Source organism: Pseudopontixanthobacter vadosimaris, from assembly GCF_012979275.1.
GTDB lineage: Bacteria > Pseudomonadota > Alphaproteobacteria > Sphingomonadales > Sphingomonadaceae > Pseudopontixanthobacter > Pseudopontixanthobacter vadosimaris.
Genome location: NZ_JABASZ010000012.1, coordinates 1 through 25,424 on the forward strand (window position 1 = coordinate 1; position 25,424 = coordinate 25,424).

Genomic DNA, 25,424 nt, shown 5'->3' on the forward strand with positions numbered 1-25,424 from the left:
CGTGCCATCGGGGGCGATGAATTGCACGGTAACACTCATGCGGTCTGCTCCCTTGCAGCGCGCTCCGCCGCCGCCGCCGCCCAGTGTGCCGCCGACGCAGGCGCAGCCCCGCAATGCGGCTGAATGGATCACCACGTCGGATTACCGGCCGAGCTGGGTCAGCCGGGAATATACCGGCACCGTCACGGTTTCGCTGAATGTCGGTGCTAACGGCAGGGTGGCAGGATGCAACGTCACGGGTGGTTCCGCACCCCAGGAACTGAAGGATGCGTCATGCCGGCTCATCGAACGGCGCGCCCGCTTCAATGCGGCGACCAGGAATGGCGACGATGTCGCCGGAACCTACACGACGTCTATTCGCTGGCAGCTTCCTGACTAGACCGAATTGCGATCGGCGCTCATTCTGGGGCGCCGATTGTCCAGACTGTTTCAATATTGCTTATATTCGAGAGGACATCTCCAATGACTTTCAATTTTATTGCCGCTGTGGCCGGTGAAGAAGCACCGCAGAACGCTTTCGGTTTCTTCGAGGCGATGGAACAGGGCGGGCCGATCGCCTGGTCCATCTTCGCCGTTCTGGTGATCATGTCGGTCGGTTCTTTCTACATCCTGATCACGAAGCTGCTCGAACAGCGCAAGGTCATGAACCAGTACAAGGCTGTTCAGTCCAGCTTCTGGCGGGCGAACAATCTGCGTGAAGGCGCGAACAAGCTGGACAAGAGCAGCGCATGGCGCCAGCTCGTCGACGATGGTCTCGCCGCTCAGGAAGAGCATGGCAAGATGCCCAACAATCTCGAAGCGCATGACTGGCTGCACGGATCGCTCGCCCGGTCGGAAGCATCCATCAATACCAAGCTGGCCGGCGGCCTGCCCTTCCTCGCCTCGGTCGGCGCAACCGCGCCGTTCGTGGGCCTGCTCGGCACGGTTATCGGCATCTACCGCGCACTCATCAACATCGGCCTTGCCGGTTCGGCGTCGATCGACAAGGTCGCCGGCCCCGTCGGTGAAGCCCTGATCATGACCGCCATCGGCCTGCTGGTCGCAGTTCCGGCCGTGCTGGCCTACAACTGGCTGCAGAGCCGTAACAAGAAGATCGCGGCCATGCTCGCGGGCTTCTCGACCGATCTGCTCGCCAATATCACTTCGGACGGTGCCGTGCGACCGGACTATTCGGCCAAGACCACGACCACGACGACGAAGACTGCCACCACCGGCAAGCCCGCTTCGGCTCCTGCTCCGGTCGCGGCGAAGACCGGCACGGCGACAGGCACGACAACGACCACGACGACCCGCAAGGCCTGAACCCTGCGTCAAGGACGCGGCGGGCACCATCTGGATGTCCGCCGCATCGGCCCCAAGCGGTCAATTCAACGGATAGGATGTAAAAATGGCGATCTCAGGCGGCGGCGGCGACATGGAAACCCCGATGTCCGACATCAACACCACCCCACTGGTGGACGTGATGCTCGTGCTGCTGATCATCTTCCTGATCGCGGTTCCGGTCGCGATCCAGACCATCGATCAGTTGCAGATTCCGATCATCGAATCGACGGAATCCAAGGACAAGGTCGAAAACCTGTTGCTGACGGTCAGCACCACCGACGCTGCCGGCCGCAGCGCCGGCGAACCGGGCTATACGGGCGCATCGCGCGATGGGGAATGCCGGGTCTATTTCAACAACACGACCCCGGTGGATTCCGAGGAACTGTATGACCAGGCCTTCAACCGGCTCGATGCCATCGTGCAGCGCGCGGGTGGCCCGGAACAGATTATGTCAGACCCGGAACTGATCCCGCAGGTTCACATCCGCGGCGATGTCGATGCCCCCTGGCGCTGTGTTGCCGGTACGATCTACAATGTGCAGGCAGCCGGATACCCGACGGTCGGCTTTATCTCGAACCCGGTCGCGCCAGGCATCTGATCGCAGCGATGCGGCAGACCGGCACCAGCTTTAATTCAGGAGTAACCCACGATGGCAATGTCAGGCGGCAAGGACGACGGTTCGCCGATGATGGAAATGAACACGACGCCGCTTATCGACGTCATGCTCGTTCTGCTCATCATGTTCATCATCACCATTCCGGTGGCGACCCACTCGACCAATATCGATCTTCCGCAGCCCAATAACGATGCGAACACTCCGGAAGTCGACCCGATCCAGAACAAGATCGTGCTGACCCAGCAGGGCGAGATCCTGTGGAATGGCGACGCGATCAACGATCAGGAACTGGTCTATAATCTGCAGCAGAGCCGCAATTTCGAGGTCGAACCCGAATTGCAGTTCGAACCCGAGGCGCTCGCCAGCTATGACCTTTCCGCCAATGTGCTGAACATCATCAAGGCATCGGGCGTTACGCGGTTCGGATTCGTAGGAAACGAGAAATACCGTACCTTCGCCGGTCCGAACGGCGGCTGACTTGCGGCCCAGTACGAATGATGAAAAGGGGCGGAGCGATCCGCCCCTTTTCTTTGCGTGTTCCTTCCGGCTCGCACCCTCGCCCTGTCACTCACCAGGTCACTCACCAGATGAGCTTCGGGGCTCTTGCCAGCATGTCCGCGGCGGCTCTGCCAACGCGGTGACCTCAGGCACCCCCGCCGGCCTGTCAGTCACTCTCGATCAGCGGCAAATCCGTCCGCATCGCAGCAGACGCGAGGCTCTCCGCCTCCAGCAGCAGATCATCATCCACGGATCCTTGCGGCAAATTCTCCCGGCCGATCACCACCATCACCGGTACCGCCAGGGGGCTGACGCGGTCCAGTTCGACATGAACCAGGTCACGGGCCGACCGTTCCAGCAAATTCCCCAGTCGCCCGACATCGGTCATCCGCTCGCGCGCATCGGCCCATGCTGCCTCCAGCAACACATGCTCGGGTTCGTATTTGCGCAGCACATCATAGATGAGGTCGGTCGAGAAGGTCACCTGCTTTCCGCTCTTGCGACGGCCCGGCTGCTGTCGTTCGACCATGCCGGCAATCACCGCAACGTCGCGGAAGGCACGGCGCAGCAGGTGCGATTCCTGCACCCATTCGACGAATTCATGCGCCAGAATGTCGGGTGAGAGCAGCGGGGCGGGATCCTTCACAGGGTCAAGCCCCCAGACCGCCAGCGAATAGTCATTGGCGACGAAGCCGCCGGGCCGGAGGCCGCGCTCCTCCATCCGCCGCGTGATCAACATCCCCAGCGACTGGTTCGCATTCCAGCCTTCGAAGGTGTAATACACACTATATTCCCGCTGCCCGTGCGGAAAGCTTTCAACCAGCAGCTGGTTCGGCCCCGGCATCTGGCTGCGCCAGTCCTGCACTTCCAGCCATTCGCGCACATCGTCGGGAAAACGCGCCCATCCGGCCCGGTCCACCAGCATCTCGCGCACCCGCCCGGCCAGATGCGTTGTCAGCGGCATCCGCTGCCCGCCGTAGGAAGGGATCATGGCCGCCTTCTTCGCCGCCCGCACGATCACCTCCATGTCCTTCACCTTCTCCACCTCCAGGCTCATGCCCGCGAAGGAAAAGGTGTCCCTGGGCGAAAGCGCGGCGGCGAAGCGTTCCTCCACCTTGCCCAGCGACCTCCCATTGCCGAACCGCACGTTCAGCATTTCCGAATCCACGATGATGCCGGCATTGAGCCGGTGGCGGGCGGCATGTTCGGGGTGGGCCAGCCGCCATGTGCCGTCCCGCTCCCGAACGATGCGCTTGAACCGGTCATAGGCCTTCAGCGCATAGCCGCCGGTGGCGACAAAGGTCAGCACGCGCTGCCAGATGGCCTCGTCGACATAGGCGTAGGCGAGGCTGGAGCGCACCTCGGCAAGCAGCACTGCCTCGTCGAACGGCGCGGCGCAGGCGCAGGCCATGATATGCTGCGCCAGCACGTCCAACCCGCCTGGACGGAAATCCTCGCCGTCGCGCTGCCCTTCCTCCACCGCGTCGCGTGCTGCCGTCGCTTCGAGGAATTCGAACCGGTTTCCCGGCACCAGCAGGGCGCGGCTCGGCTGGTCGAGCCGGTGGTTGGCCCGGCCGACGCGTTGCAGCAGCCGGCTCGATCCCTTGGGCGCGCCCATCTGCACGACCAGGTCGATATCGCCCCAGTCGACACCCAGATCGAGGCTGCTGGTCGCCACCAGCGCCCGCAAGGTGCCTTCCGCCATCGCGCCTTCCACCTTGCGGCGCGCTTCTTTCGACAGCGAGCCATGGTGGACACCGATGGGCAGATTGTCCTCGTTCACATCCCACAGGTTCTGGAAGATATATTCGGCCAGAAACCGGGTATTGGTGAAGATCAGCGTCGTCCTGTTAGCCTTGATCCGCTCGTAAAGCTGGGGGATCGCCCAGGTCGCCGCATGGCCGCCCCATGGCACGCGTTCCTCCAGCGGCAGCAGGATCTCGACCTCAGGATCTGCCCCCGCCTCGCCCTGCACCAGGGCGACATTGTCGATATCGCCATGCGGCGCCAGCCATTCGCGAAAACCCTGCGGGTCCGCCACCGTGGCGGACAGCGCCGCCCGCTGCACATCGGGCGCGATCGCCTCCAGCCGCGCCAGCGCCAGCGCCAGAAGATCGCCGCGCTTGCCGGTAGCGAAGGCGTGGATTTCGTCCACGATCACCCGCTTCAATCCGGCGAACATCTCGAAACTTTCGGGATAGGACAGCAGCAGCGACAGGGATTCAGGCGTGGTCAGCAGCACATGCGGGGGCTTCGTACGCTGCTTCTTCTTGCGATCGGATGAGGTGTCGCCGCTCCGCGCCTCCACGCGGATCGGCAGCCCCATCTCCTTCACCGGCACCACCAGATTGCGGTGCACGTCATGCGCCAGCGCCTTCAAAGGCGAGACATAGAGCGTGTGCAACCCCTCGGGTGCGGGATTTCCGTCCAGACGCGACGGCGTGAAAGCGGCGAGCGTCGGCAAGAACCCCGCCAGCGTCTTTCCTGCGCCGGTATCTGCCACCAGCATCGCGTGCATACCCGCATCGGCCGCTTCCAGCATCTCGGACTGATGACGACGGATGCGCCAGCCACGGCCAGAGAACCATGCATCGATTTCAGGGGGTATGCTCGCGCCGGCCATCACTGACCATCTATAACAGAACGACGAGACCCTTAAGGCAAAAAGGGTCGCCGCGCCTTCCGCATGACACCTCCATACCGCGCTGCAGGATGAGCGGACCTACCTGCGAGCCGAACCGTGCAACCAAGTTGCAGCCCGACCGTTATGTATTCATAAGGGTGATACGCGGCCGAGAACTGCCGATCGCGGCGTATCGATTGCTCCCCGGCAGTATAGGAGAAAATCTATGAGAAACCGTAACGATAATTACAGTAGCGGCTATCGCAGCAACTATCGCCAATCCGAACAGATGCGTGACGATCCCAATTTCCGCGGTGACAGCTGGGGCGGCCAGATGGGTGACTACAACAGCCGCAGCGATTTCGAGGGCAGCTATGACGATCAGGGTAGCCAGTCACGCCAGCAGCAATATCGCGGCGGCGGCCAGCAATATGCGGCAGAAGGGCGTGGTTTCGGAACCCGTAGCTATGGACAGCCCTATGGCGGCCGTGGCCGGCAGCGTGATTTCGACGGCGACAATTTCGGCGGAGACGATTTCGTAATGGAACGTGACCGCAACTCCTATGGCGGTACCGCCGGTTTCGGTTCGGGATCGCGTTATAGCGGCACCCGTCGCGGCTATCGCGATCATTATGACGATGATCGTGGCTTCTTCGAAAAGGCAGGCGATACGGTGTCCGGCTGGTTCGACGATGACGATGACGATTATCGCCGCGGCAACCGCAGCTATCGCGGGGAAAGCCATCGCGGACGCGGTCCGAAGAATTACACCCGATCGAACGAACGCCTGCTGGAAGATGCCAGCGAACGGCTGATGCACGACCATCATGTCGATGCCCGTAACATCCAGGTGACGGCCGACAATGGCGAGGTGACCCTGGACGGTACCGTGGACAGCCGCCGGGCCAAGCGCCGGGCAGAGGATTGCGTGCATGACATGAGCGGCGTGACGCATGTGCAGAACAATCTGCGGATCGTCGATCGCGATGACGATCGTTACGGTGACCGGGACGACGTGAAGACGTATCCGAACGATCCCGACGCCACCAACAAGGCTGTGCCGCGCAGCTAACGGTCAGGCGCTGACGGCGCCTCACATCCAACCGGAAAGGGCTCCGCCGATGCGGAGCCCTTTTTCATGCGGCAGGGATCGGGCAGAGGGCGGCAGCTAGTGCCCCGCCTCTTCGCCCCGCTCCAGTCCCGATGCGGCGAGCTGCGCGTCAATCTGGGCCATGAGCCGGTCGAGGCCCGCCTGGCTCTCGCTCTCCGCCCGGGCGACCAGCACGTCCTGCGTGTTCGAGGCGCGCAGCAGCCACCATCCATCCCTGTCGGTCACCCGCACGCCGTCGGTTCCATCGACCACGGCATCGGTGCCGGAAAGGCGCTGTTTCACCTCTTCGATAGCGGCGAACTTGCGGCTTTCATCGACCTGAAACCGCATTTCCGGCGTATTGACCAGCGCGGGCATCGCACCGCGCAGCTCCGTAACGCTCCTGCCCAGCCGCGCGCTGGCCGCGATAAGGCGGATGCCGGCATAGAGCGCATCATCATAGCCGTAATAATCGTCCTTGAAGAAGACGTGCCCGCTCATCTCTCCGGCCAGCGGTGCGCCGGTTTCCTTCATTTTGGATTTAATCAGCGAATGGCCGGTCTTCCACATCAGCGGCTTCCCGCCGTGCGCCTCGACATGATCGAACAGGGCGCGGCTGGCCTTCACATCGGCGATTATGGTGGCGCCAGGTAGTTTTGCGAGGAGGTCCTCGGCATAGATCATTAACAGCTGATCCCCCCATATGACCCTGCCTTCGCCGTCGATCGCGCCGATCCTGTCGCCATCGCCGTCGAAAGCCACTCCGAAGTCGAGCTTCTTGGCTTCGACCAGGCTGCGAAGATCCTCCAGATTCGCTTCGACGGTGGGATCGGGATGATGATTGGGGAAATTGCCATCGATCTCGGTAAACAGCAGATGATGTTCGCCCGGAAGCCGGGCCGCCAGCGCCTCGAGCGCGGGTCCGGCCGCACCGTTGCCATTGTCCCACCCGACGCGCAGACCGGAGAGCGCGGCAGGTTCGATTCCGTCGAGTCCCCGCAGCAGGCGGTCGATATAGGCGTCCATCACCTCACGCGATTCGACGGTGCCCGTGCCTGCGGCCCAGCCGCCGTCCCCGGCTCCGATTTCTGCCAGGCGCCCGATCGTCAGTATGTCGTCCCCGAAAAACGGCCGCCCCTGGAATACCATCTTGAAGCCATTGTAATTGGCGGGATTATGACTGCCAGTTATCTGAATGCCGCCATCTATATCTTCGGCTGACGCCTCGGCATAATAAAGCATCGGCGTCGGCCCCATGCCAATCCGAACCACGTCGACACCGCTGCCGGTCAGCCCCTCTACCAGGGCATGCTCCAATACGGGCGAACTCGTCCTTCCATCGTAGCCGACCGCCACTTTCGTACCCCCCGCCTGCCGCAGCAGAGTCGCGAAACCGCGTCCGATCGCGCGGGCATCGTCCGCGCCCAGGGTTTCGCCGATGATGCCGCGAATGTCATATTCGCGCAGCACGGTGGGGTCGAATTGATGGCTCATGCTCTGTCCTTCGGATGTTTCTTCAAATGTTCCAGCAACAGGTCGCGGGCGGCATTCGCTTCGTGAACTTCTTCATCGCTGCCGCCCCGGTCCGGATGGATAACGGACAGACGCCGCCGATGTGCCAAAGCGATCTCATCGGCTTTCGCACCCTGGCGCACACCCAGCACCCGCCGCGCATCGATCAGTTTCCGCCGTGCGGCTGGCCTGCCGCCCCTGCCCGAAATCACCTGGCCCCCAAGCATCTGCCACGGCCATTTTCCGAACAGCATGTAACAGATGATGCAGAGCAGCCCGGCAATGACGAGGAGGCGCAGCACGCGTCAGGCGGTTTCGAGCGCGGCGGAACGCGGCATCTGCCGCGCCGCATCGGGCATCGGCAGGTTCAGCCCGGCCACCAGCGCCCGCATCTCCTGCCGCGCGACGAGATGGCTGGTCCCGAGTTCGCCGAGGTGCCCCTTGTCGAGCAGGGTCAGGCCCGAAGGGAACAATTCGCGGTAGATCACGCGTTCCGACAATCCCTTCGCGATGCGGAAGCCGACCCGGCGCGACAATTCGCCCAGCGCTTTCTCGATCCGGGCCATGTTGCGTGCCTCGACATGGCCGGTGCGGTTGCGCAGCACGACCCAGTCCATCTCGCGCCGGTCCTGCTCCAGCGTGGCGCGGCTGCGCTTCAGCCGGGCTTCCCAGATCAGCTCGGCATAGAAGGACAGCTTGCGGACCTTGAAGGTTTCCGCATCCACCTGCCCGATCAGGTCGAAATCGACGAAGCTGTCGTTCAGCGGCGTGACCAGCGTGTCCGCCTCGGTCGCGGCATGGCGGGCGAAGGGATCGTCACGGCCCGGCGTGTCGAACACGATGAAATCCGCGCCTTCGCCCAGCCTGGCGGCCTGTTCCTCCAGCGCTTCGACACTGTCGCCCCGGAAAACCTCTGCTGTTGCGGTCGGCAGATCGATCGCGCGCCGGCGCATGGTCTCCACCCGGTTTTCGAAATAGCGGTCGAGCGTGCGCTGACGCGGGTCGAGGTCGATCGCTGCCACCCTTGCACCCTGATAGGCCAGCGCCACGGCGACATGAACGGCGGTGGTCGATTTGCCGGTGCCACCCTTCTCATTGGCAAAGACGATGCGATGCGGCCGCGCCGATCCGCCCGCCTTGATGGCGGAGGGGCCGGAGGGGGAGGATGGAGGCCGGTTTTCGGGCACGTAGGTTCCTGCTGCTGATGTTCTGGTTTGCGCTTCATGCGTCCGCCGCGCTAGGCGGCCTCACTGTCCATAAAGGAGGCGCCGCGTCGTGGAAACCGTTACCCGGCTCGAAAATTTGCGAATTGCCGTGGAAAAGCTGCGCGAGGGCGGCGCGACCATCGCCCTCGTGCCGACCATGGGCGCCCTGCACGAAGGGCATCTGTCGCTGGTCCGCGCGGCGCGGGAGAGGGCCGATCACGTCATCGCCTCGATCTTCGTGAACCCCACACAGTTCGGCGCGAACGAGGATCTTGCCGCCTATCCACGGCAATTGGCCGAGGACAGCGGAATGCTGGAGGGCGAAGGGGTGGCCCTGCTGTGGGCCCCGCCGGTGGAGGAGGTCTATCCGGAAGGTTTCGCCACCAGTATCACCGTGTCAGGCGTGAGTGAGGATTTCTGCGGTGCAGCGCGGCCCGGCCATTTCGACGGCGTCGCAACCGTCGTGTGCAAGCTGTTCAACCAGGTCGCACCCGACATCGCCCTGTTCGGCGAGAAGGATTACCAGCAGCTTGCCGTCATCCGCCGCATGGCGCGCGACCTCGACCTGCTGCGCCCGCATGCTGACGACATCATCGGCATAGCGACCATGCGCGAGGACGACGGGCTCGCGATGAGCAGCCGCAACCGCTATCTCGGCCCCGAAAACAGGCGCCGGGCAGCCGGCCTGCCCATTGCCATGCGCGCCGCGGTCAGCGATCTGGAAAGCGGCGCAGATGTGGATGCGGTGCTGAATGCCCTGCGCGCCGCCCTGCTCGATATCGGCTTCGACAGCGTGGATTATGCGGCGCTGGCCGATGCGGGATCGCTGGAGAAGCTGACCTCCCCTCCAACCGCGCCCGCCCGCCTGCTGGTCGCCGCCCGCATCGGCGGCACCCGGCTGATCGACAATCTGGAGGTTGGCCGATCCGAAGAGGCGCAGAACGAACTATCGGCAGCCCGGTGCAGGCTTGGTGCGTGATATCCGGTTCGTGGCACGCGGCGCCGGCAACAGATGCATGGGTGCGTTTCGCTGCACAAAGGAAAGGCGACGCGTACGCTGCTTCCGAGGCTGGCGTCCAGGATCTTCACGAGGAGGCCTACAGGCCTCCCGCTCCGGAGAATTCATGGACTCGCGCGGCGGGAAGCCACCTGTTTGTACACTTCGATCAGATGGTCGAGATAATGATCGGCATTGAAGCGTTGCTGCGCCAATGCACGGGACTGTTCACCCATTGCCTTCAGGGCCTGATCGTCCGCTGTCAGCGCCAGCAGCGTCTCCAGAACCTGATCGACGTCGAGCCCCGTCAACATACCATTACCTTGCATGAACCTTTCGGCGCTGTCGCCCGTATCGGACAGCAGCAGGGCGTTACCCGCAGCCATGGCTTCCATAACGGATTGCGACGGGTAATTATCAGGCTCGATAAGGCTCACGAATATGCGACTGCTCGCAAGCGCATCCGGCAAATTGGGATCAAATCCGACCTCGATCCGGTCTTCCATCCCCACCACCGCATCTCTGATTTCGGCGTCGAGCTCGCCGACACCGAGGATACGGACGCTCCAGCCGGGTCGAAGCTGCACGAACCTGCTCGCCGCCTCCGCGAATAGCAGCGCATTCTTGCGGCGGATGAACCGGTGAGCGAAAATGATCGTGTCCGATTTGCCGCCTGCCGGCAATGTGCTCTGGCGGGGTTGAAAAAAAGGACCGGGCGCTTCGATCAGCGGCACATCAGGGGCAAGGTTGGAGAAGCGCCTCGCGACGCCCGCGCTAACCGCATGATATGCAGTGTGGGATCGTCGCCAGGGGCCAGGTCGCGTGCCCATGATGTCAGCGATATCCGGACTGGTTAATTCAAACAGCGTCGGAACATCGCGCACATGGGCGATCTGCGTATCGAGGAAGATATGTACCAGATCGATGTCCCGCTCAGCAAGCTGACGCTCTAAAGCCGGGCTGCCCAGTCGGGCGGGCAATCCGCTGTGTTCCAGCGCCGACCACAGCGCCCGACTGCGCTGGAACGGCCGAAGCCAGCGCGTCGATTTGTCCGGTAGATGCCGGTCGAGTGCCTGGCCAGCCGCTTCAGGATATGCGCGGGCAAGACTGGTGCGAAGAGCAGGGTTGATCCACAATTCGGCCGGATAATCACGTTCCCGCAAGGCGGTGTAGATTTTCGTCGCACGGTTTTCCGCCCCCGACAATACTGCCGTAGCGACAATGATAGCGACCTTTGGCGGATGAGGTGCAATCATGTCGGTCCTTCGCTCAGCAACCTGCGATAAGCCCGATCAGCTGGCCAGATCCTTCCGTTCTGATCGACGTAACGGACTTCCGGCTGCATCCGGTGGCCGCAGGTGGCTTCCACGGACTCCTGGATCTCACCGATCAGTGACAGGACATCCGCTGCCTTTGCGGCGCCGTGATTGACTATGAAGTTGGCATGAAGGGGTGAGACCTGGGCACCCCCCCGCGCCACACCCTTCCATCCGGCTCTTTCGATCATCGCACCGGGCGGCCCGAAATCGGCGTAGCTGGCCGGGTCGCTTTTGAAAACCGACCCGCAATTGGGCAATTTGCGCGGAAATTTCAGTCGGCGGGCGCGCAGGATCGAATGCATCCGGCGGCGAGCGGCCAGCGGGTCGCCGGGTTCCAGCCGCAGTTCCACCTTGGCGATCACATCATCCAGCCGCGCAAAGATCGAATCGCGATAGGCGAACTCGCAATCCTCCCGCTTGCGGTGCACCATTTCGCCAGCGGCATCGATGCTTGTGACCGATACGACATTCGCGCCGATCGATTGCCGCAAGCTGCCGCCGTTCATCATGATCAATCCACCGAGCGTGCCGGGAATGCCGCAGGTATGTTCCAGTCCGGTGAGGCCCTGCCGCTGCAGAAATCGCGCCAGACCGGGTACCCAGGCGCCGCTTTCGACTGATACGGTGACCGGATCGATCCGCTCTGCAGCGCGGAAATGCGTGCCCAGTCTGATCGCCACCGCATTGATCGGAGAATCGCAGATCAACAGATTGCTCATCTCACCGATGACCAGGGACGCTACTTCCGCTTCGCGAAGGACGAGGCGCAACGCGCTCAGCTCCGCCAGCGACGCCGGTTCGACCAGTAGCCGAACGGCACCCCCGATCCTCCACCAGGAATGCCTTCCTAGATCGTATCGGGTTTTGACCCGCCCCGGGCAAATTCCCTCGATCCGCCGGGCGAGACTGTCGTCGACAGGTCGCATCAGTCCGGTTTGGCCTCCACGCTTACTTCGGCACCCAGGGAACGCAGCTTTTCTGCAAAGTGCACATAACCCCTGCCGATCTGCCAGGCATCTTCGATGATGGTCGTGCCCTTTGCGGTCAGACCGCAAAGGGCCAGCGCCGCGCCAGCGCGCAGGTCCAGCGCCCTGACCGTGCTGCCGTGCAACCTCTGCTCGCCACCGGTAATCGTCAGGATATCGCCTACTACATTATAGCGCGCGCCCATCCGCTCCATCTGTCCGGCATAATCGTAGCGGCCCGGAAAGCGCAGATCGATGATGCGCGATTCGCCTTTCGACGCTGTTGCCCAGGCAGCGAGGATGGGTTGCACATCTGAATTTATTCCCGGATGCGGACCGGTGCTTACCTCGATCGGATAGGGTCTGCCGCCCCGCACCACCAGTGATTTCTCCCCCCGAAACAATTGTGCGCCCGCCGCGGTAAGATGGGCAAGCACGACTTCCAGATCGGCATAGGGGAAGCCGGCGATTTCCACATCGCCCCCCGTCATCACGGCCGCACATAACCAAGTGATAGCTTCCATGTTATCGGGGATCACGCGGTGATCGCAGCCACCAAGCGCCGTGACACCTTCGATGCGGATATGCTCCTGACCGAAAATCTCGATCTTCGCTCCCATCGATCTCAGCATTGCGACAAGATCCTGGATTTCCGGCCTGATATGGGGGTTCCATACGCGGGTCACCCCTTCAGCGAGCGAGGCGCAAAGAACGGCATTCTCCGTCGCTCCCGTCGAACGCATCGGCAGGTGGATATCCGTTCCGATCAGCCTGCCCGGACTGGATGCGCACAGATCGTCGCCGTCTTCCCATACGCGAGCGCCAAGCTTCTGGAAAATATCGACATGGATGTCGTATTTGCGTTCGCCCAGCTTGCAGCCGCCGGGCAACGGAACCCGCCCCTCACCCGTGCGCGCCAGCAGGCACCCGAGGATCAGCAGCGTATTCCGGATCGAGCGGCCGGGCCATTCGAGTGCATGAGGAGGCGGGGAGCTCTCTTCGATCAGAATGCGATCGCTGCCGGATAGCGTGGTTCGCTTCCCCAGCCGTTCGAGCATGCCGACATGGATTTGCGCGTCAAGAAGCGGCGCTGGATAATTGGTCAGCACGATCGGTTCACTGGTCAGCAGACTGGCGGCGAGCAGGCGCAATGCACTGTTCTTCGCGCCGGCAAGCTCGATGCGGCCAATGCACGGCCTCCCATTCATCGCAACTTTCAGCCGGGCGGTATCTTCGGTTATCGTGATAGTCCCGTCTGACATGCGTCTGTTCAACCTGCAGTTAACGATGCAGCGCCGGATGGCGCACTCCGCAGCAGCTCGCATGGGAAAGACAGCCCATGCGAGCGCCATGTGGAAACATGAAGGGAGCGGCTAGGCCATTCGCGACTGGAAATAAACAGCCGAAGTGACTTCCGCCATTCTGCACCGCCGGCGCACTCGCACAGCGATAGGAGCCAGCCCGATCGTGTACCACGGTGCTTGCGTTTCGCGTATCTTCACCTAGACGCGTTTTTTTCATGCCTGATACGAACCCTTCGCCTCGCGTGCCACGCATCTTGTTTGCTGCAATGCAAACGCGCAATTTCTCAAATGGGGGCGTTGAAAGCGCCACACGTATTTTCGAAGCATTGAGAGCTCGATATCAGTGGGCGCTTCTGACAACCAGAGAAATGCCGCGGTTGCAGCGCTGGCGTCGTGGAGGCGCAAGGGTCATCATTGCCCCGTTTGACGAAACAGCCAGTCGATTTCTCCGGCGCCTAGCTGGGTTGCTATGGTCGCTGCGCTTTGTCAGGGAAATACAGACTTTCGAACCTGATATCGTTCATTGTAATGACATACAAAGCTATCAGGCCTACTCTTTCATTCCACGAATGTTCAGGCAAGCCCCACTGCTTTTCACCTTGCGGGACACCCGTACACCGGGCAGCAAACCTGGTCCTATTTGGCATAAGCTTGTCGATCAGGCCACGATCATAGTGGTCTTGAGTAAGGAAATGGGCGAAAATCTTTCGACGGATATCCCAGCCGCAAGGCCAAAGCTCAAGGTCATAAACAGCATCGTGGACCTGAAGCAATTTCAGCCCACATGCGCAGACGAAAAGGCTGCTGCGCGACGCCGATTGGGCATAGCTGATGCTCAATATGCGGTCGGCTGCATCGGAGCGATAGGTGAAAAAAAGGGGCAACGGCTATTGCTGCTTGACACTCTGCCTGAATTAGCTCGATCTTGTGCTGATGCGCACCTTCATCTCATAGGAGATTGTGACCCAGCCAGCGGCGCTTATGTAAGCGACACCGTTGATGTTGCGCTGAACTCTCCTTTCGCAGATAGAGTAACTTTACACGGGCATTCCGATGCGATGTCTGACTGGTATAAAGCACTGGACGTGATTTGCATTGCGGCGAATCATGAAGGTCTCGCCCGTGCAATGATCGAGGGTATGGCGAGCGGCCTGCCGATCGTCTCGACAGCGGTCTGCTCGGCGGACGAAATGCTCGCAGAAACCGGGGCCGGGCTGGTCGTACCGATTGGCGACAGCATTGCACTGGCTGACGCCTTGCTTCAGTACCATGACGAGAAGCTGCGGACCCTCGCTGGACGCAAAGGGCGCAAGGTTGCGGAAAGCCGGTTTTCTGAAGAGTCTCTTTCTGCTGAATGGCGTTCTGTTTATCGCCTGGCCGCAGCCATAAACGAAAATTCAGGGTAACATATGCGCGTATTGTTCTTTCTGAATGTCCTCGGCGGCGGCGGAGCGGAGATGCATTTCGTCCGCATGGCAAGCGCACTGCCTGCGCTGGGCATCGAACCGATCTTTGCGACCCTGAGGGGTGGCGGCTCGTACGAACGCATGCTGCCCGACACAGTGGCGCACCATGTGCTGGATGTCGGCAATGGCGGCTCTACCGTCGTTCAACTCGCAAGATCGATACGGCCGCTGGCGCGGCTGATCGACAGGTTGAAGCCCGATCTGGTTTGCGGCGTTCTCGCGCTCACCGCTCTTCCGGCGATTGTCGCTGCCCGCCGCTCCCGGCATTCGCCGAAGATCGTTCTCGGCATCCAGAACGCGCTCGAGACGGAGGTATTCACGCGCCGAACTCCGGTGGCGCTGGCGCAGAGAGCCCTCATCCCGCTGTTGTGGCCCAAAGCAGACGGTATTATCGCTCTCTCGCACGGTGTGGCGTCCGATATTGCACGGAATGTTCCATCTTGTGCGAACCGGATCACGGTGATCCACAACAGCGGCATGCCCTCGGAGACAGAACTTGCGGAGGTCTCCCGTATCGAGCCCGAACGCCCGGAAGATCGGCGCGTGCTCGTGGCGGTTGCCAGATTGACAGCGCAAAAGGACTATCCGACCCTGATCGCTGCCATGAAATTGCTGAAAACGCATCCGATGCCCGACTTGTGGATCCTGGGAAGCGGCGAGGAGGAAGCTGCCTTGAAAGCGCTGGTCGATCGCAGCGGCCTTGGCGATCGTGTGCATTTCCTCGGCTTCCGATCCGACGTGCTCGCCTATATGCGAGCCGCTGACCTGTTTGTCCTTTCCTCGCGCTGGGAAGGGTTCGCCAATGTCATAGTCGAAGCGATGTCGATGGGAACGGCCGTGGTCTCCACCGCCTGCCCCCATGGGCCGAGCGAGATTATCACCGATCATGTGAACGGCCGTCTGGTCCCGGTGCGCGACCCTGCCGCTCTGGCCGGCGTGATCGACGAGATGCTCGGCAACGAGGACAATCTACGCAGAATCGCCGCTGCAGGCCGCGAACGTGCGGAAGATTTCAGTGTGCAGGCGATCGCCGCCCGTTATGCCGATGCTTTTCGCGCCATCGTGCGCGAACCGTCGATCGGAGAGGTTGCCGGATGAATGAATAGTCCTGCATTTCCGGCTCATCGTCCGGGTCACAACCCGTTCGTCGAGATAACCCAGACCTACCGGAACCTGGTAATCCTCTATTTCGTGTTCTGGCGATTTCTGCCGGATACCGTGCTGATCATGCGCGCGGAAGCCGGATCCGCCACGGTGCTGGGGCTGACGCTTCTGGTGCAATTTGCTCTCAATGGTTTCGCTCTCCTCCCGTTCATGGTCCGGCGCTTCGGCGGTTTGCCGATGGGCTGGCTCAATCCCCTGGCCCTCGCCAGCGTGCTGGAGATCGTCAAGACCCTGATCAAGAGCCCCTCCCATGTGATCGAGCCGTTCCTGATCTGGTTCCGCGAACCGGTCCGCCTTCAGCACGAACTGCTGACCTTCTGGAGCCTGGAGGCAGTCCAGTGGGTGCAGCTCAAGGTGCTGGCCATGGGCCTGCTCGGGGTCGCCGCCTATCTTGCCGCATTCTATCTGTTCCGTTTCAGGTCGAAGCCCGACAAGCCGATCATCCGGACCGGGCCGGATGTTTATTTCATCGCGGTCTATCTCGTCCTGTTCGCAGCCTTCATCGCCCTGATCGCGCTGAGCGGCGGTCTTGTTCAACACCTTCAGGCACTGGCCGGGGGGCGGTTCGGTGTGCGGGAAGGCACCGGCCTGCTGCTGGTGGCGGTAGGCTTCATGCCCTTTCTCCTCGTGATCTGGTATCTGATGCGGCCGCAGGTGATCAGGAACCCGATCTTTCTGGGAATGCTGCTGCTGGCATTGGCGCTGCAATTCGCCGCCGATGGTAGCCGGTCGAGCGTTCTGATCCCGCTTGTCGTCTTCGCCGCAGGCTGGATGTACCACAATGGCAAGGTGCCCGCCGTCGCAGGTTTCCTTGGCATTCTGCTTGCCATTCTCGCGCTGGCTGTGCTCGGCTCCATCCGGCAGGATGCTGCGCAGCAGGAAGGTAGTATCGACCTCACTGCCCTGGTCACCTTCGATGTCGAAGGGTTCCTTCGTCAAAACGATGAAGAGATCGCGGGCAGGAATTGGCGATCCGGCCCCGTGGCTGTCGCTGCCGAAATCCCGCGCGAAAGAGATTATCTTTACGGCCAGACCTACATCGGCGCCGTTCTTTTCTGGGTTCCCAGATCGATCTGGACCGACAAGCCGCGCGGGGTCGGTGCCTATGCAAACGCCCTGCTGTTCCTGAAGCGAAACAGCGTCGAGGGATTTCGCGGTGCCGCATACCCCGTTGGCGGCAGCGCCGAAGCCTACTGGAACTTCGGCTGGCTGGGGATCATGGTGGCATTCGGATTATTCGGCATTTTGCACAAATATGTTGCTATCAGGGTCATGGAGCAGCCGGATGACCCGGAAATGATTGCCCTGCTGCTGCTGGCCATCATTATGCTGAATTCGCCCTCGACGGATTCCATTGTGCCCTTTCTTCAGATGGTGGTGATGCTGAAGCTCCTGTTCACTGGGCTGAGGCTGTTTGAACCCCGCCGCCAGGCCCATGCAAACCCACCGGCAAGGACGATTTCACGATGAGAGCGCAAGAGGAAAAGTGGCTGTTCGTTCACGATCACCGATTTGTCCGCACGGGCGACTTTGTCGGATCGCAGACCGGATTTGGCACCAAACTCTGGGACAGGTACCTGCGATTCTGCAACGAACTTACCGTGATCGGCCGCGAGGGCGCTCCGGCCAACAAATCAGTCCTGCTGCAATCTTCCAGGGACAATGTGCGTTTTCGCCTGGTGCCGGATCACGGCCGCAGCTTGAAGCGCCTGGTCAAGGCGCGGGAGCAGGCCGCAATCCTGCGTGAGGAAATCGCGAATCACCAGGTTGTCATCGCCAGAATTCCCAGTGTTCTCGGCCTTCAGGCGATCGAAATTGCACGATCAATGGGCAAGACCGTGGCCGTGGAAGTGGTCGGCTGCGCCTGGAGCAGCCTGTGGGATTACGGTTCGCGTGCCGGCAAGGTCTTCGCCCCGATCCAGTGGATCCAGATGAGGCGTGCGGTATGGCGGGCCGACCACGTCATTTATGTAACCAACCGGTTCCTGCAGAAACGCTATCCCACCTCTGCCCGCCATGTCGCAAGCGCTTCCAACGTTCAGGTGCCTGCTGCACAGGCAGGGCCAGACGGCCTTGAGATCGATCCCTCCATACTTGAGCGGCGGCTCGCCCGAATCGAGACGTGCGGCGATGGAACCGAACCAGTCCGGTTAGGCCTGATCGGTAGCCTGCACGTCCGCTCCAAAGGCGTGCAATTCGTCCTTCAGGCGCTGACCACCTTGCGAAAGAAGGGCCGGCCGATCACTTTTCACGTATTGGGCGGCGGCGACCGACAGCCATGGATCGCAGAGGCGGAGTCGCTGGGAGTCGGGGACCTGGTCACATTCGACGGGACGCTCCCCGAAGGCGAGGCCGTGTTCGACTGGCTGGACGATATCGACATCTATCTGCAACCATCCTTGCAGGAAGGTCTGCCACGCGCCCTGATCGAGGCGTTGAGCCGTGCCTGCCCTGCCATCGGATCGAATTGCGCTGGAATACCCGAACTTCTTGACGACACGATGATCGTGCCGATGAGAGATGTCCCAGCTCTAGAAAGCGCCATTGCGCGGTTGAAAGAAGACAAGGACTTGATGGCTGAGCAAGCGCGGAAGAACTTCGCGACCGCACATGATTATCTCGCGCCCAAGCTTCAGGCACGCAGAGACGCATTCTACTCCAGGGTAAGGAACGCCGCTTCGTCAATCTAGCCGATGCCGGAACATGGCGCATCGTAGCCAATTTCTTGGTTCAACCGATCCGCAGGCCGCGCAGCGTCACGATCGTCGGAACAGTCGCATAGGATCGCTCGGTCGCAATGACCAGGTTCACGTAACGGCACCCCCGGGGCAGGGCTGCAGCCAGGCGGCTTTGCCCAGGGGAGAGGCGCGCGATCTCCTGAACTGCCCCGGCATCGGCACATGCCGCGGAAACGACGAGATCATTCGTGCCGTCGCCCTCCCACGTGACACTGCCTTCTATCTGGCGGGGTTCGTCAGACAGCCGCAGAACCTGCCGCGCTGCATTACCTCCGCCATTTAACAGGTCGATTTCCAGAATATCACCGGAAAGCAGGCTGGCCGTCTGCGCGGCACCGCTCGACAGCGTCCAGTCGAACGGCGCGAATTGCGTGTCGAATTGCAGACCATACTCACCCGCAGACGGGCGCTGAAGCCGGAATATACGCCAGGCGGCGTCGAAATCACCTGCGGCGGCGAGGTTCCGGATATAGCGCGCATCGATCAGTTCGTTGCTGGAGGTGGTCTGACCCATATCGGTTCTGATGCGGGCGACGATCGGCAGCAGAACATCGCTGTCCGCCGCCAGGCTGAAGAAGATCGGGGCCCAGAGCGGTTCACGCCGAAGGATTTGCTCCATTTCAGCAACGTCGGGGTTCTGCTCCAGCTGCTTCACCAATCGCGGCATCAGCTCACGAACGGTCGACGGGCGCAACCGCATCAGCCGATCGAGCAGGTTGAGCGCATAGGTGTTTTCGCCGTCACGCGCGGCATTTTCCAGAGCAAGGCCGACAAGTGAAGGCGTGCGCGGGCTGGCCATTAGCGCCGCATCCACGAAATCGTCGTATCGCGCATCACGCCGCTGGCGCATGATCAGGGCCATCGACCGAAGGCCCGCCCGATTCAGCGGCTCGGCCCGGAACGCCTCCAACAGCTTCTGCTCGCTCTGCGCCGCGGCAGGTGAAGATGCTCCGGATCGAAGCGCCGGATCAGCCATGGTGGAAGCCAGTATCACTGCCCCCTCGACCTCTGCCGCTGCCGTGCCGTCGAATGCCAGACCCAATTGCGCCAGAGGCGGAACCTTGTCCCCGATGCTGGCTGTCAGGCCGGCGATGCCTGCAAGAATGGCAATGGGGAGCAGGGATATCGCAAGGATCCGACGAAAGATCCTCATCATCTGGCGGCTGCGCCTTCGTCAGTCCAGCCAGGGCCGTAGCCATAGCCGTAGCCGTAATGAAGATCGTCTTGCGGCACCTTCGTCATCAGCAGGCCGAGAACCCGGGCACCCGATTGCTGGACACGGGCAAGTGCCTGCGAAATTGCACGGCGTTTGCTGCCTGCAATCTCAATCACCATCAGCACCCCGTCGGTTACCCGGGCCATCTCCTGCACATCGGCAAGGCCAAGGATCGGCGGACCATCGATGATGATGTGATCGTAGACTTGGCGTAGTTCGCCCAGCAGCTTGGAAAGCGCCGGGCCGGCGAGCAGATGCGCTGCGTTGGGCGGTACGCGACCTGCGGGCAGAAGATCGAAATTCTGCCCCGCCGGGCTCACGATACCGTGATTCTCGAGTTCCTCGCCGGCCAATACGCTGCTGAGACCACGTCCATCCGGCACGTCGAGGTATTTTCCGATGCCGCTGTTCCGCATGTCGCCATCGATGAGCAGGATCCTCTTGCCCAAGTCGGCAAGCTGCTTGCTAAGGGCAAAAGCGGACAGGCTCTTGCCTTCTGCAGCACGGCTACTGGTGAGCATGATCGTTTCGGGCACGCCGGAACTGGTGAGAAACGACAGATTCGAGCGCAGGGTGGTATATGCCTCGTAGATTTCCGAGCTTCGCGTCTTCAGCTCCTCCACGGGCTCTCCGCTCTTGATGGCGGGAATCGCACCCAGGAGCGGGAGGCCCAGTTCATCCTGCACACTGCTGGTGTCCACGAAGCCGCGGTCGACGCTCTCCATGGCCATGACCGTAGCACCTGCGGCAAGACCGCCGAGCGCGAAGAAAATCAGCAGGTTCGAGAACAGATTCGGCTCAGCGGGCGAAGTTGGCGCTTCTGCCGCATCTACGATCGACATGTTGTTGCGCCCGACACCCGCTGCACCCAGATTCTTGAATTGCTGGAGCAGGGCGTTGTAAAGTTCGCTGTTGGTCGTAACTTCACGCTGCAGAATTGCGTATTGGACCCCTGCCTGCTGCTCGCCGAGATAATCGCTCTTCAACGTCGCGATCCTCTCGCGAAGGGCCGATTCGTTCGCCCTGGCAGCTGCTACTGACTGCCGCGCTTCGCCGCTGGCACGCCGCGTCTCGCGAGCGATCGATTCAGACAGTTCTGCAACCTGTGAGCGGAGAGAAAGGATTGTCGGGTGCTGATCGCCCAGCAATGCCGACTGACGCGCAAGCTCCGCTTCGGCTGACGCCAGTTGACGACGGAACGCTGCCACCGATCCAAGCGTCTCGGAACTGGCGGAGGCGCTATCTGCACGAGCGGATTCGGCGGCGATCCGTGCCGCGGTTGCGTTTGCCAGCTGCGAATTGAGGGTTTCGAGTTCGTCCGAAACAAGGGTGCGGGTTGTCTGCCCGGATCCGTCTTCTCCTGAACCGGACGAACCGATCGTGACGAGCTGCTGGCTGGTCGCGTAATCTATCAGGTCACGTTCGCTTTGCTCCAGATCGGCCCGCACCTCCTGCAGGCGCTGAAGCACGAATTCACGAGCCTGGTTATTCGCGCCGTACCGCCGGTCGAGATTAGCCTCGAGGAATTGCTTCGCCCAGGCATTGGCAATGCGGGCCGAAAGCTCGGGATTGGGGCTGAGGTAACTGATATCGACCAGATTGGATGCGACCACTGGCTCTATGCTGATGTCCCGCAACAGGATATTGATGACGGCACGCGCACTTGGCTCAGCCCCCTCGTCATACCCATAGGCCTCGAGAAATGCAGGATCACGCTGCAGGCGGGCGGCTCTCGCCACCCGCTCGGCCAGGGATCGCGACTCCAGCAATTCATATTGGGTCTGGAGATAGGCGCTATCGGCAACCAGAGCTGCTTCATCCAGCGATTCGACATTGGTCACATTCGTGTCGATCTGGCTGATTTCGACCCGGGTGGTTGCCCTGTACTGCGCGGTGGTCAGCAACGTCACGACAAGGCCGAGCAAAAGAAAGCCCAACATGATCGCGGCAATGAGCTTCCACTTCCTGCGCGCAACCTGCGCATAGTATTCCAGCGGGCTCACCCGAGTTTCGGGAGCCTGCATCGAGAATCCGTCAGCAGGTGCGATTTGATGCGGGGAAACGGTATGCATTTGAATGCTTTCTCAAATCGCGCCGACGCGCTCAATCAGGATCAACGGCTGCAGAATGGCAGGCAGGATCTGCAATATCTCGAGCAGTTGCCGCCGGCCTGGGGAATCGCCGACAGTCACCGTGTCACCGGGATAAAGCCGGGGATCAGGGTAGTTCCCCCGCTGAATCGCGGTGATGTTGTAGACTCCGATATAGGTCTGCCCGTCGACTTCACGCTGGACCAGGACGTCGTCCTCTTTGGCAAAGGTCGTCACTCCGCCTGCCAGGACCACCGCACGCTGCAAGGTGATATCGCCGCGATACCCGAAGGAGCCTGCACGCTTGACTTCACCGCCGACATAGATCTGCTGACTGGCATCGCGATCAAGACTTACACTGACTGCCGGATCGCGAATGTAGCGGCCGCGAAGTCGGCCTTCGATCCTGTCCTCAAGCTCAGCCGCGTTGATTCCGGCAGCCGGCAGATTTCCAATCAGCGGCAGGCTGATTTCACCGACCGCAGAAATCTCGACCTCACGGTTAAAATCCGGTTGGCCGAATACGGTTACGGAAAGCTGATCGAACGGCTGGAGCAAAAACGGCTCCGCCGGTGCAGGAAGGGCTGCAAGGTCAACGCGGGTGAAGCCGGGGGCCTGCGCGACGGGCGGTACACTTGCACAGCCCGCAAGTGCAACGGCGCCGAGCAATGCCAGCAGGCCATCTAGCCATTTTCTGGGGTTCACCTGAAGTTCCTCGCAATCATCTTTTTTCAAGATCATCCCTGCTTTTGCTCTTCTGCCTGTGAAGTCCAGATGATCGCCAGACAGGCAACTACAAATGCCAGAAGCGGCGTTCGCAGCACATAATCGAAAACCGACGCGAGAACGATAATCCCGAACAAGCCCGCGACAAGGACGCCTCTAGTGGCATTGCCGCCGCGAAACAAGACGAGCAGGCGCCAGCCGAGCCAGGAGCAGAGCCCAATCGCGATAATGGCAGCAGCGATACCTCCTTCGATCAGGACCTGTAAGAAATCGTTATGGGCATGGTTGACATATTGTGGCCCCATCAGTTCCGATGGTTCGATCGTGGCGTAGAAATCGGCAAAGCTGCCAAAGCCGATACCGAACAGCCAGTGCCGCGAAGCCAGTTCAGCCAATATCGGCGTGATCCTGAACCTAAGGTTTTCGGCAAGCCCCGCCTCTTCGAAGGTGCCCATTCCCGCATCCCGCGCGAGCAAGGAGAAGTAGACGAAAAATCCTGCGAATGCGGCGATTACGACAGCGAAAGCGATTCCGGCAACCTTCCGGTTCACGGCAGGCTTGCGGGATCGGGCGCCGGCGCCCTTGAACAGCGAAATATCTCTGGCGAATACGAGGGACGAGCAGATGAGCGCAAGTGTTGCAGAGCCGAAGGCCAGGCGTGAACTGGAAATGAGAGCACCCGCCATCATCAGGATGGCGATTGCGACAAACACGAACCAGCGTGCCTGTCTCCCTGCCAAGAGCCGATCACGCCGGGCGAGGTCCGCCGCGATGAGCATGCCTATTCCGCAAAAGATGCCGAAGTGGTTAGCATTGCTGAACAGGCCGGTCGGTCCGTTGCTCGTCTTGGCATATAACGGCAGCGCGTCAGTTCCGCCTTGCGCCTGAACCAGCGCCAGCAGGACGGATGCAATTGCGATCGCCACGAATATCTGCAGGACGAGAACGTCCCGCCGGCGGTCCAACAGGAGGAAGGTCAGCAAACCACCCGTCAGACCGCAAAGGAAGAACAATGTATTCCAGGTTCCGGCCGGAGAAACGGTCAGCGGGCGCCACGGCTCCTGCTCGAAGAGAAGCCCGTCCAGGGCGATGACCACGTCCCTTCCGGGCAGGGACATCCAAAGGGCGGGTGGAAGGGGGACCAGTTGCAAAGCGCACAAGACGGCCAGCCCGAGAAGAGCCGCGATGATCGGCACGCCGCGCTCCGGCCTGCCTCCTGGCCAGTTCCATAGCGCGAATGCACCGAGAATGATGGCAACCGGGCGCAGCAGGGCATTGGCGAACTCGTCCGGTCTGGATGCCCCGCCCAGCAGCACCGCAGCGGCGCAGAACACGACAAAGGCGACTATCGCCTTGCGATCACCATTGCGGCCTTGTTTTCGCGCATGTCCTGCCCTGGTCTTCGTGTTCATCGCGCGCCTTATAGGAGCGGGTGAATAAGCGAGATACCCCCTTTTTCGCGGCATTCTCCATACGCTTTTCAATCAGTGCAACAACGGCCCTTGCCTGATCCTCGGCCAAAGACCATCTACACGAGCCGGCTTTCCCGACAAAAGGGGCTAAGGGGTCGGGTATATCCATTTGCCGGAGAGTTCCTTGCCCAGAATCGCGATCCTAGGCGCAAACGGCTTTGTCGGACGTGCCATGTGTGCGTCCGCCGCCGCGGCCGGGCACGAGATTGTGGCTCTGATGCGCCACGCCGCGGAGCCGCATTCGCCTGCCGGTGCCGTCATCATCTCTGACCTCGAGAACATTGCCGAACATCTGCAGAATTGCGACTGGATGGTCAATTGTGCCGGTCGCGCCCATGTTCTGAAGAACGAGGAGCCCGCAAGGGCTCTGGCAGGGTTTCGATCGGTGAATCGCGACCTGGCACTGGAAGTTGCGATCCAGGCGAAATCGGCCGGGGTCCGCAGGTTTGTGCAGATCAGCTCGGTCGCGGCCGTGGGTTCGAAGTCGTCCCCGGGCGAAACCTTTCGTGACAGCTCCCCCCCGGCACCGGACCGCCCTTATGGCGTTTCGAAACTGGAGGCAGATCAAGCGCTGGCAGCTTTGTCCGATTCGCGGATGGGGATCGTCAGCTTGCGCCCCCCGGCGCTGATTGGAAGACAGCCCGCAGGGTTCGTCGCCAGGCTGGCGCGGGCGGCGGACAAGGGGATCCCGCTTCCTTTCGGCAAGATCGACAATCGCAGAAGCTTCGTTTCGGTCGATAATCTGGCAAGCGCGGTCCTTGCCGCCTTGTCAGCAGACATCGACGGCGCATTCCTTGTGACCGACAGCGATCCGATGAGCGTGGGACAACTTTACTCCAGGTTACTGGAGTATGCCGGGCATCCGGGTCGCTGCTTCGAGCTACCTGTTTTCATCGTGGACTGCCTGGCTTCTCTGGCCCTCGGGCAGCGCCGCGACAGCCTTATGGGCGATGCCGCTTACGACGGAAGTGGCTTCGCACTCGCAACCGGCTGGGTTCCGCCGCTCACGATGGACGAGGCGCTGGCGGCCATGATGGCAGACATCGGCCCGGCAAATGCATCGAACAATCCAGCAGCGGCACCGATGCCGCAATGAGGAC

22 protein-coding genes are annotated in these 25,424 nt (G+C 61.4%); 11 read left to right on the forward strand and 11 right to left on the reverse strand.

The annotated features are described in order from the left end of the window. The 4 genes from HG250_RS02050 to HG250_RS02065 form a co-directional block, all read left to right on the forward strand. A partial coding sequence (locus tag HG250_RS02050) for an energy transducer TonB (RefSeq protein WP_170002351.1) occupies positions 1-379 on the forward strand: 379 nt, incomplete at its 5' end. A gap of 83 nt (positions 380-462) precedes the next feature. Beyond that, a complete protein-coding gene (locus tag HG250_RS02055; protein ID WP_170002353.1) occupies positions 463-1,302 on the forward strand; it encodes a MotA/TolQ/ExbB proton channel family protein in 840 nt (279 codons plus the stop codon). A gap of 85 nt (positions 1,303-1,387) precedes the next feature. Next, entirely contained in the window at positions 1,388-1,921 is a 534-nt protein-coding gene (locus tag HG250_RS02060; protein ID WP_170002355.1) for an ExbD/TolR family protein, read from the forward strand. A gap of 51 nt (positions 1,922-1,972) precedes the next feature. Next, on the forward strand, positions 1,973-2,416 hold the full coding sequence (locus tag HG250_RS02065) for an ExbD/TolR family protein (protein ID WP_170002357.1): 444 nt from the start codon (positions 1,973-1,975) through the stop codon (positions 2,414-2,416). A 187-nt stretch (positions 2,417-2,603) separates the two neighbouring features. Here HG250_RS02065 and HG250_RS02070 read toward each other — a convergent pair whose 3' ends face one another. Continuing rightward, positions 2,604-5,060, reverse strand: a complete 2,457-nt coding sequence (locus HG250_RS02070) for a ligase-associated DNA damage response DEXH box helicase (RefSeq protein ID WP_170002359.1) — start codon at positions 5,058-5,060, stop codon at positions 2,604-2,606. Positions 5,061-5,286: 226 nt separating this feature from the next. Between HG250_RS02070 and HG250_RS02075 the strand changes: the two genes are divergently transcribed. Further along, positions 5,287-6,132: a BON domain-containing protein gene (locus HG250_RS02075; RefSeq protein WP_170002361.1), complete on the forward strand. Its 846-nt coding sequence runs from the start codon at positions 5,287-5,289 to the stop codon at positions 6,130-6,132. Positions 6,133-6,228: 96 nt separating this feature from the next. Here the strand turns inward: HG250_RS02075 and pgmG are convergent, their stop codons facing one another. From pgmG to HG250_RS02090, 3 genes are read right to left on the reverse strand one after another with little or no spacing between them, the layout of a single operon-like run. Continuing rightward, positions 6,229-7,644, reverse strand: a complete 1,416-nt coding sequence (gene pgmG / locus HG250_RS02080) for a phosphoglucomutase/phosphomannomutase PgmG (RefSeq protein ID WP_170002363.1) — start codon at positions 7,642-7,644, stop codon at positions 6,229-6,231. Continuing rightward, the gene (locus tag HG250_RS02085; protein WP_170002365.1) at positions 7,641-7,964 is read right to left on the reverse strand and encodes a molecular chaperone DnaJ; all 324 of its coding nucleotides are present in this window, start codon (positions 7,962-7,964) and stop codon (positions 7,641-7,643) included. Before HG250_RS02085 ends, pgmG begins: the two co-directional genes overlap by 4 nt. Before the next feature lie 3 nt (positions 7,965-7,967). After that, positions 7,968-8,804: a division plane positioning ATPase MipZ gene (locus tag HG250_RS02090; RefSeq protein ID WP_170002407.1), complete on the reverse strand. Its 837-nt coding sequence runs from the start codon at positions 8,802-8,804 to the stop codon at positions 7,968-7,970. Positions 8,805-8,937: 133 nt separating this feature from the next. On the opposite strand from HG250_RS02090, the gene panC reads away from it, so the two are divergent. Further along, positions 8,938-9,846: a pantoate--beta-alanine ligase gene (gene panC, locus HG250_RS02095; protein WP_170002367.1), complete on the forward strand. Its 909-nt coding sequence runs from the start codon at positions 8,938-8,940 to the stop codon at positions 9,844-9,846. A 143-nt stretch (positions 9,847-9,989) separates the two neighbouring features. Here the strand turns inward: panC and HG250_RS02100 are convergent, their stop codons facing one another. Genes HG250_RS02100 through HG250_RS02110 form a run of 3 tightly spaced genes read right to left on the reverse strand, consistent with a single transcriptional unit; the run spans position 9,990 to position 13,410 of the window. Continuing rightward, a complete protein-coding gene (locus tag HG250_RS02100; protein WP_170002369.1) occupies positions 9,990-11,120 on the reverse strand; it encodes a glycosyltransferase in 1,131 nt (376 codons plus the stop codon). Then, on the reverse strand, positions 11,117-12,109 hold the full coding sequence (murB, locus tag HG250_RS02105) for a UDP-N-acetylmuramate dehydrogenase (RefSeq protein WP_170002371.1): 993 nt from the start codon (positions 12,107-12,109) through the stop codon (positions 11,117-11,119). The genes HG250_RS02100 and murB overlap by 4 nt, the downstream gene beginning before the upstream one ends. Continuing rightward, complete coding sequence (locus HG250_RS02110; RefSeq protein ID WP_205763501.1) at positions 12,109-13,410, reverse strand: UDP-N-acetylglucosamine 1-carboxyvinyltransferase; 1,302 nt, start codon at positions 13,408-13,410, stop codon at positions 12,109-12,111. The genes murB and HG250_RS02110 overlap by 1 nt, the downstream gene beginning before the upstream one ends. A gap of 257 nt (positions 13,411-13,667) precedes the next feature. Between HG250_RS02110 and HG250_RS02115 the strand changes: the two genes are divergently transcribed. The 4 genes from HG250_RS02115 to HG250_RS02130 are packed head-to-tail and all read left to right on the forward strand — an operon-like array spanning position 13,668 to position 18,772. Beyond that, entirely contained in the window at positions 13,668-14,858 is a 1,191-nt protein-coding gene (locus tag HG250_RS02115) for a glycosyltransferase family 4 protein (RefSeq protein ID WP_170002373.1), read from the forward strand. Between the two features lie 3 nt (positions 14,859-14,861). Further along, positions 14,862-16,016: a glycosyltransferase gene (locus HG250_RS02120; protein WP_170002375.1), complete on the forward strand. Its 1,155-nt coding sequence runs from the start codon at positions 14,862-14,864 to the stop codon at positions 16,014-16,016. Continuing rightward, a complete protein-coding gene (locus HG250_RS02125; RefSeq protein ID WP_170002377.1) occupies positions 16,017-17,552 on the forward strand; it encodes a hypothetical protein in 1,536 nt (511 codons plus the stop codon). It begins immediately after the preceding gene. Further along, entirely contained in the window at positions 17,549-18,772 is a 1,224-nt protein-coding gene (locus HG250_RS02130; RefSeq protein WP_170002379.1) for a glycosyltransferase, read from the forward strand. The genes HG250_RS02125 and HG250_RS02130 overlap by 4 nt, the downstream gene beginning before the upstream one ends. A 40-nt stretch (positions 18,773-18,812) precedes the next feature. Here HG250_RS02130 and HG250_RS02135 read toward each other — a convergent pair whose 3' ends face one another. The 4 genes from HG250_RS02135 to HG250_RS02150 are packed head-to-tail and all read right to left on the reverse strand — an operon-like array spanning position 18,813 to position 24,168. Continuing rightward, positions 18,813-19,976, reverse strand: a complete 1,164-nt coding sequence (locus HG250_RS02135) for a hypothetical protein (RefSeq protein ID WP_170002381.1) — start codon at positions 19,974-19,976, stop codon at positions 18,813-18,815. Then, positions 19,973-22,108 (reverse strand): GumC family protein, encoded by a 2,136-nt coding sequence (locus tag HG250_RS02140; RefSeq protein WP_338103824.1) that lies wholly within the window; start codon positions 22,106-22,108, stop codon positions 19,973-19,975. Before HG250_RS02140 ends, HG250_RS02135 begins: the two co-directional genes overlap by 4 nt. A 12-nt stretch (positions 22,109-22,120) precedes the next feature. Continuing rightward, positions 22,121-22,861 (reverse strand): polysaccharide biosynthesis/export family protein, encoded by a 741-nt coding sequence (locus tag HG250_RS02145; RefSeq protein ID WP_170002385.1) that lies wholly within the window; start codon positions 22,859-22,861, stop codon positions 22,121-22,123. 2 nt (positions 22,862-22,863) lie between these two features. Then, on the reverse strand, positions 22,864-24,168 hold the full coding sequence (locus HG250_RS02150; protein WP_170002387.1) for an O-antigen ligase family protein: 1,305 nt from the start codon (positions 24,166-24,168) through the stop codon (positions 22,864-22,866). Between the two features lie 280 nt (positions 24,169-24,448). Here HG250_RS02150 and HG250_RS02155 point away from each other — a divergent pair, with 280 nt between their 5' ends. After that, a complete protein-coding gene (locus HG250_RS02155; protein ID WP_170002389.1) occupies positions 24,449-25,420 on the forward strand; it encodes an NAD-dependent epimerase/dehydratase family protein in 972 nt (323 codons plus the stop codon). Positions 25,421-25,424: the final 4 nt, after the last annotated feature.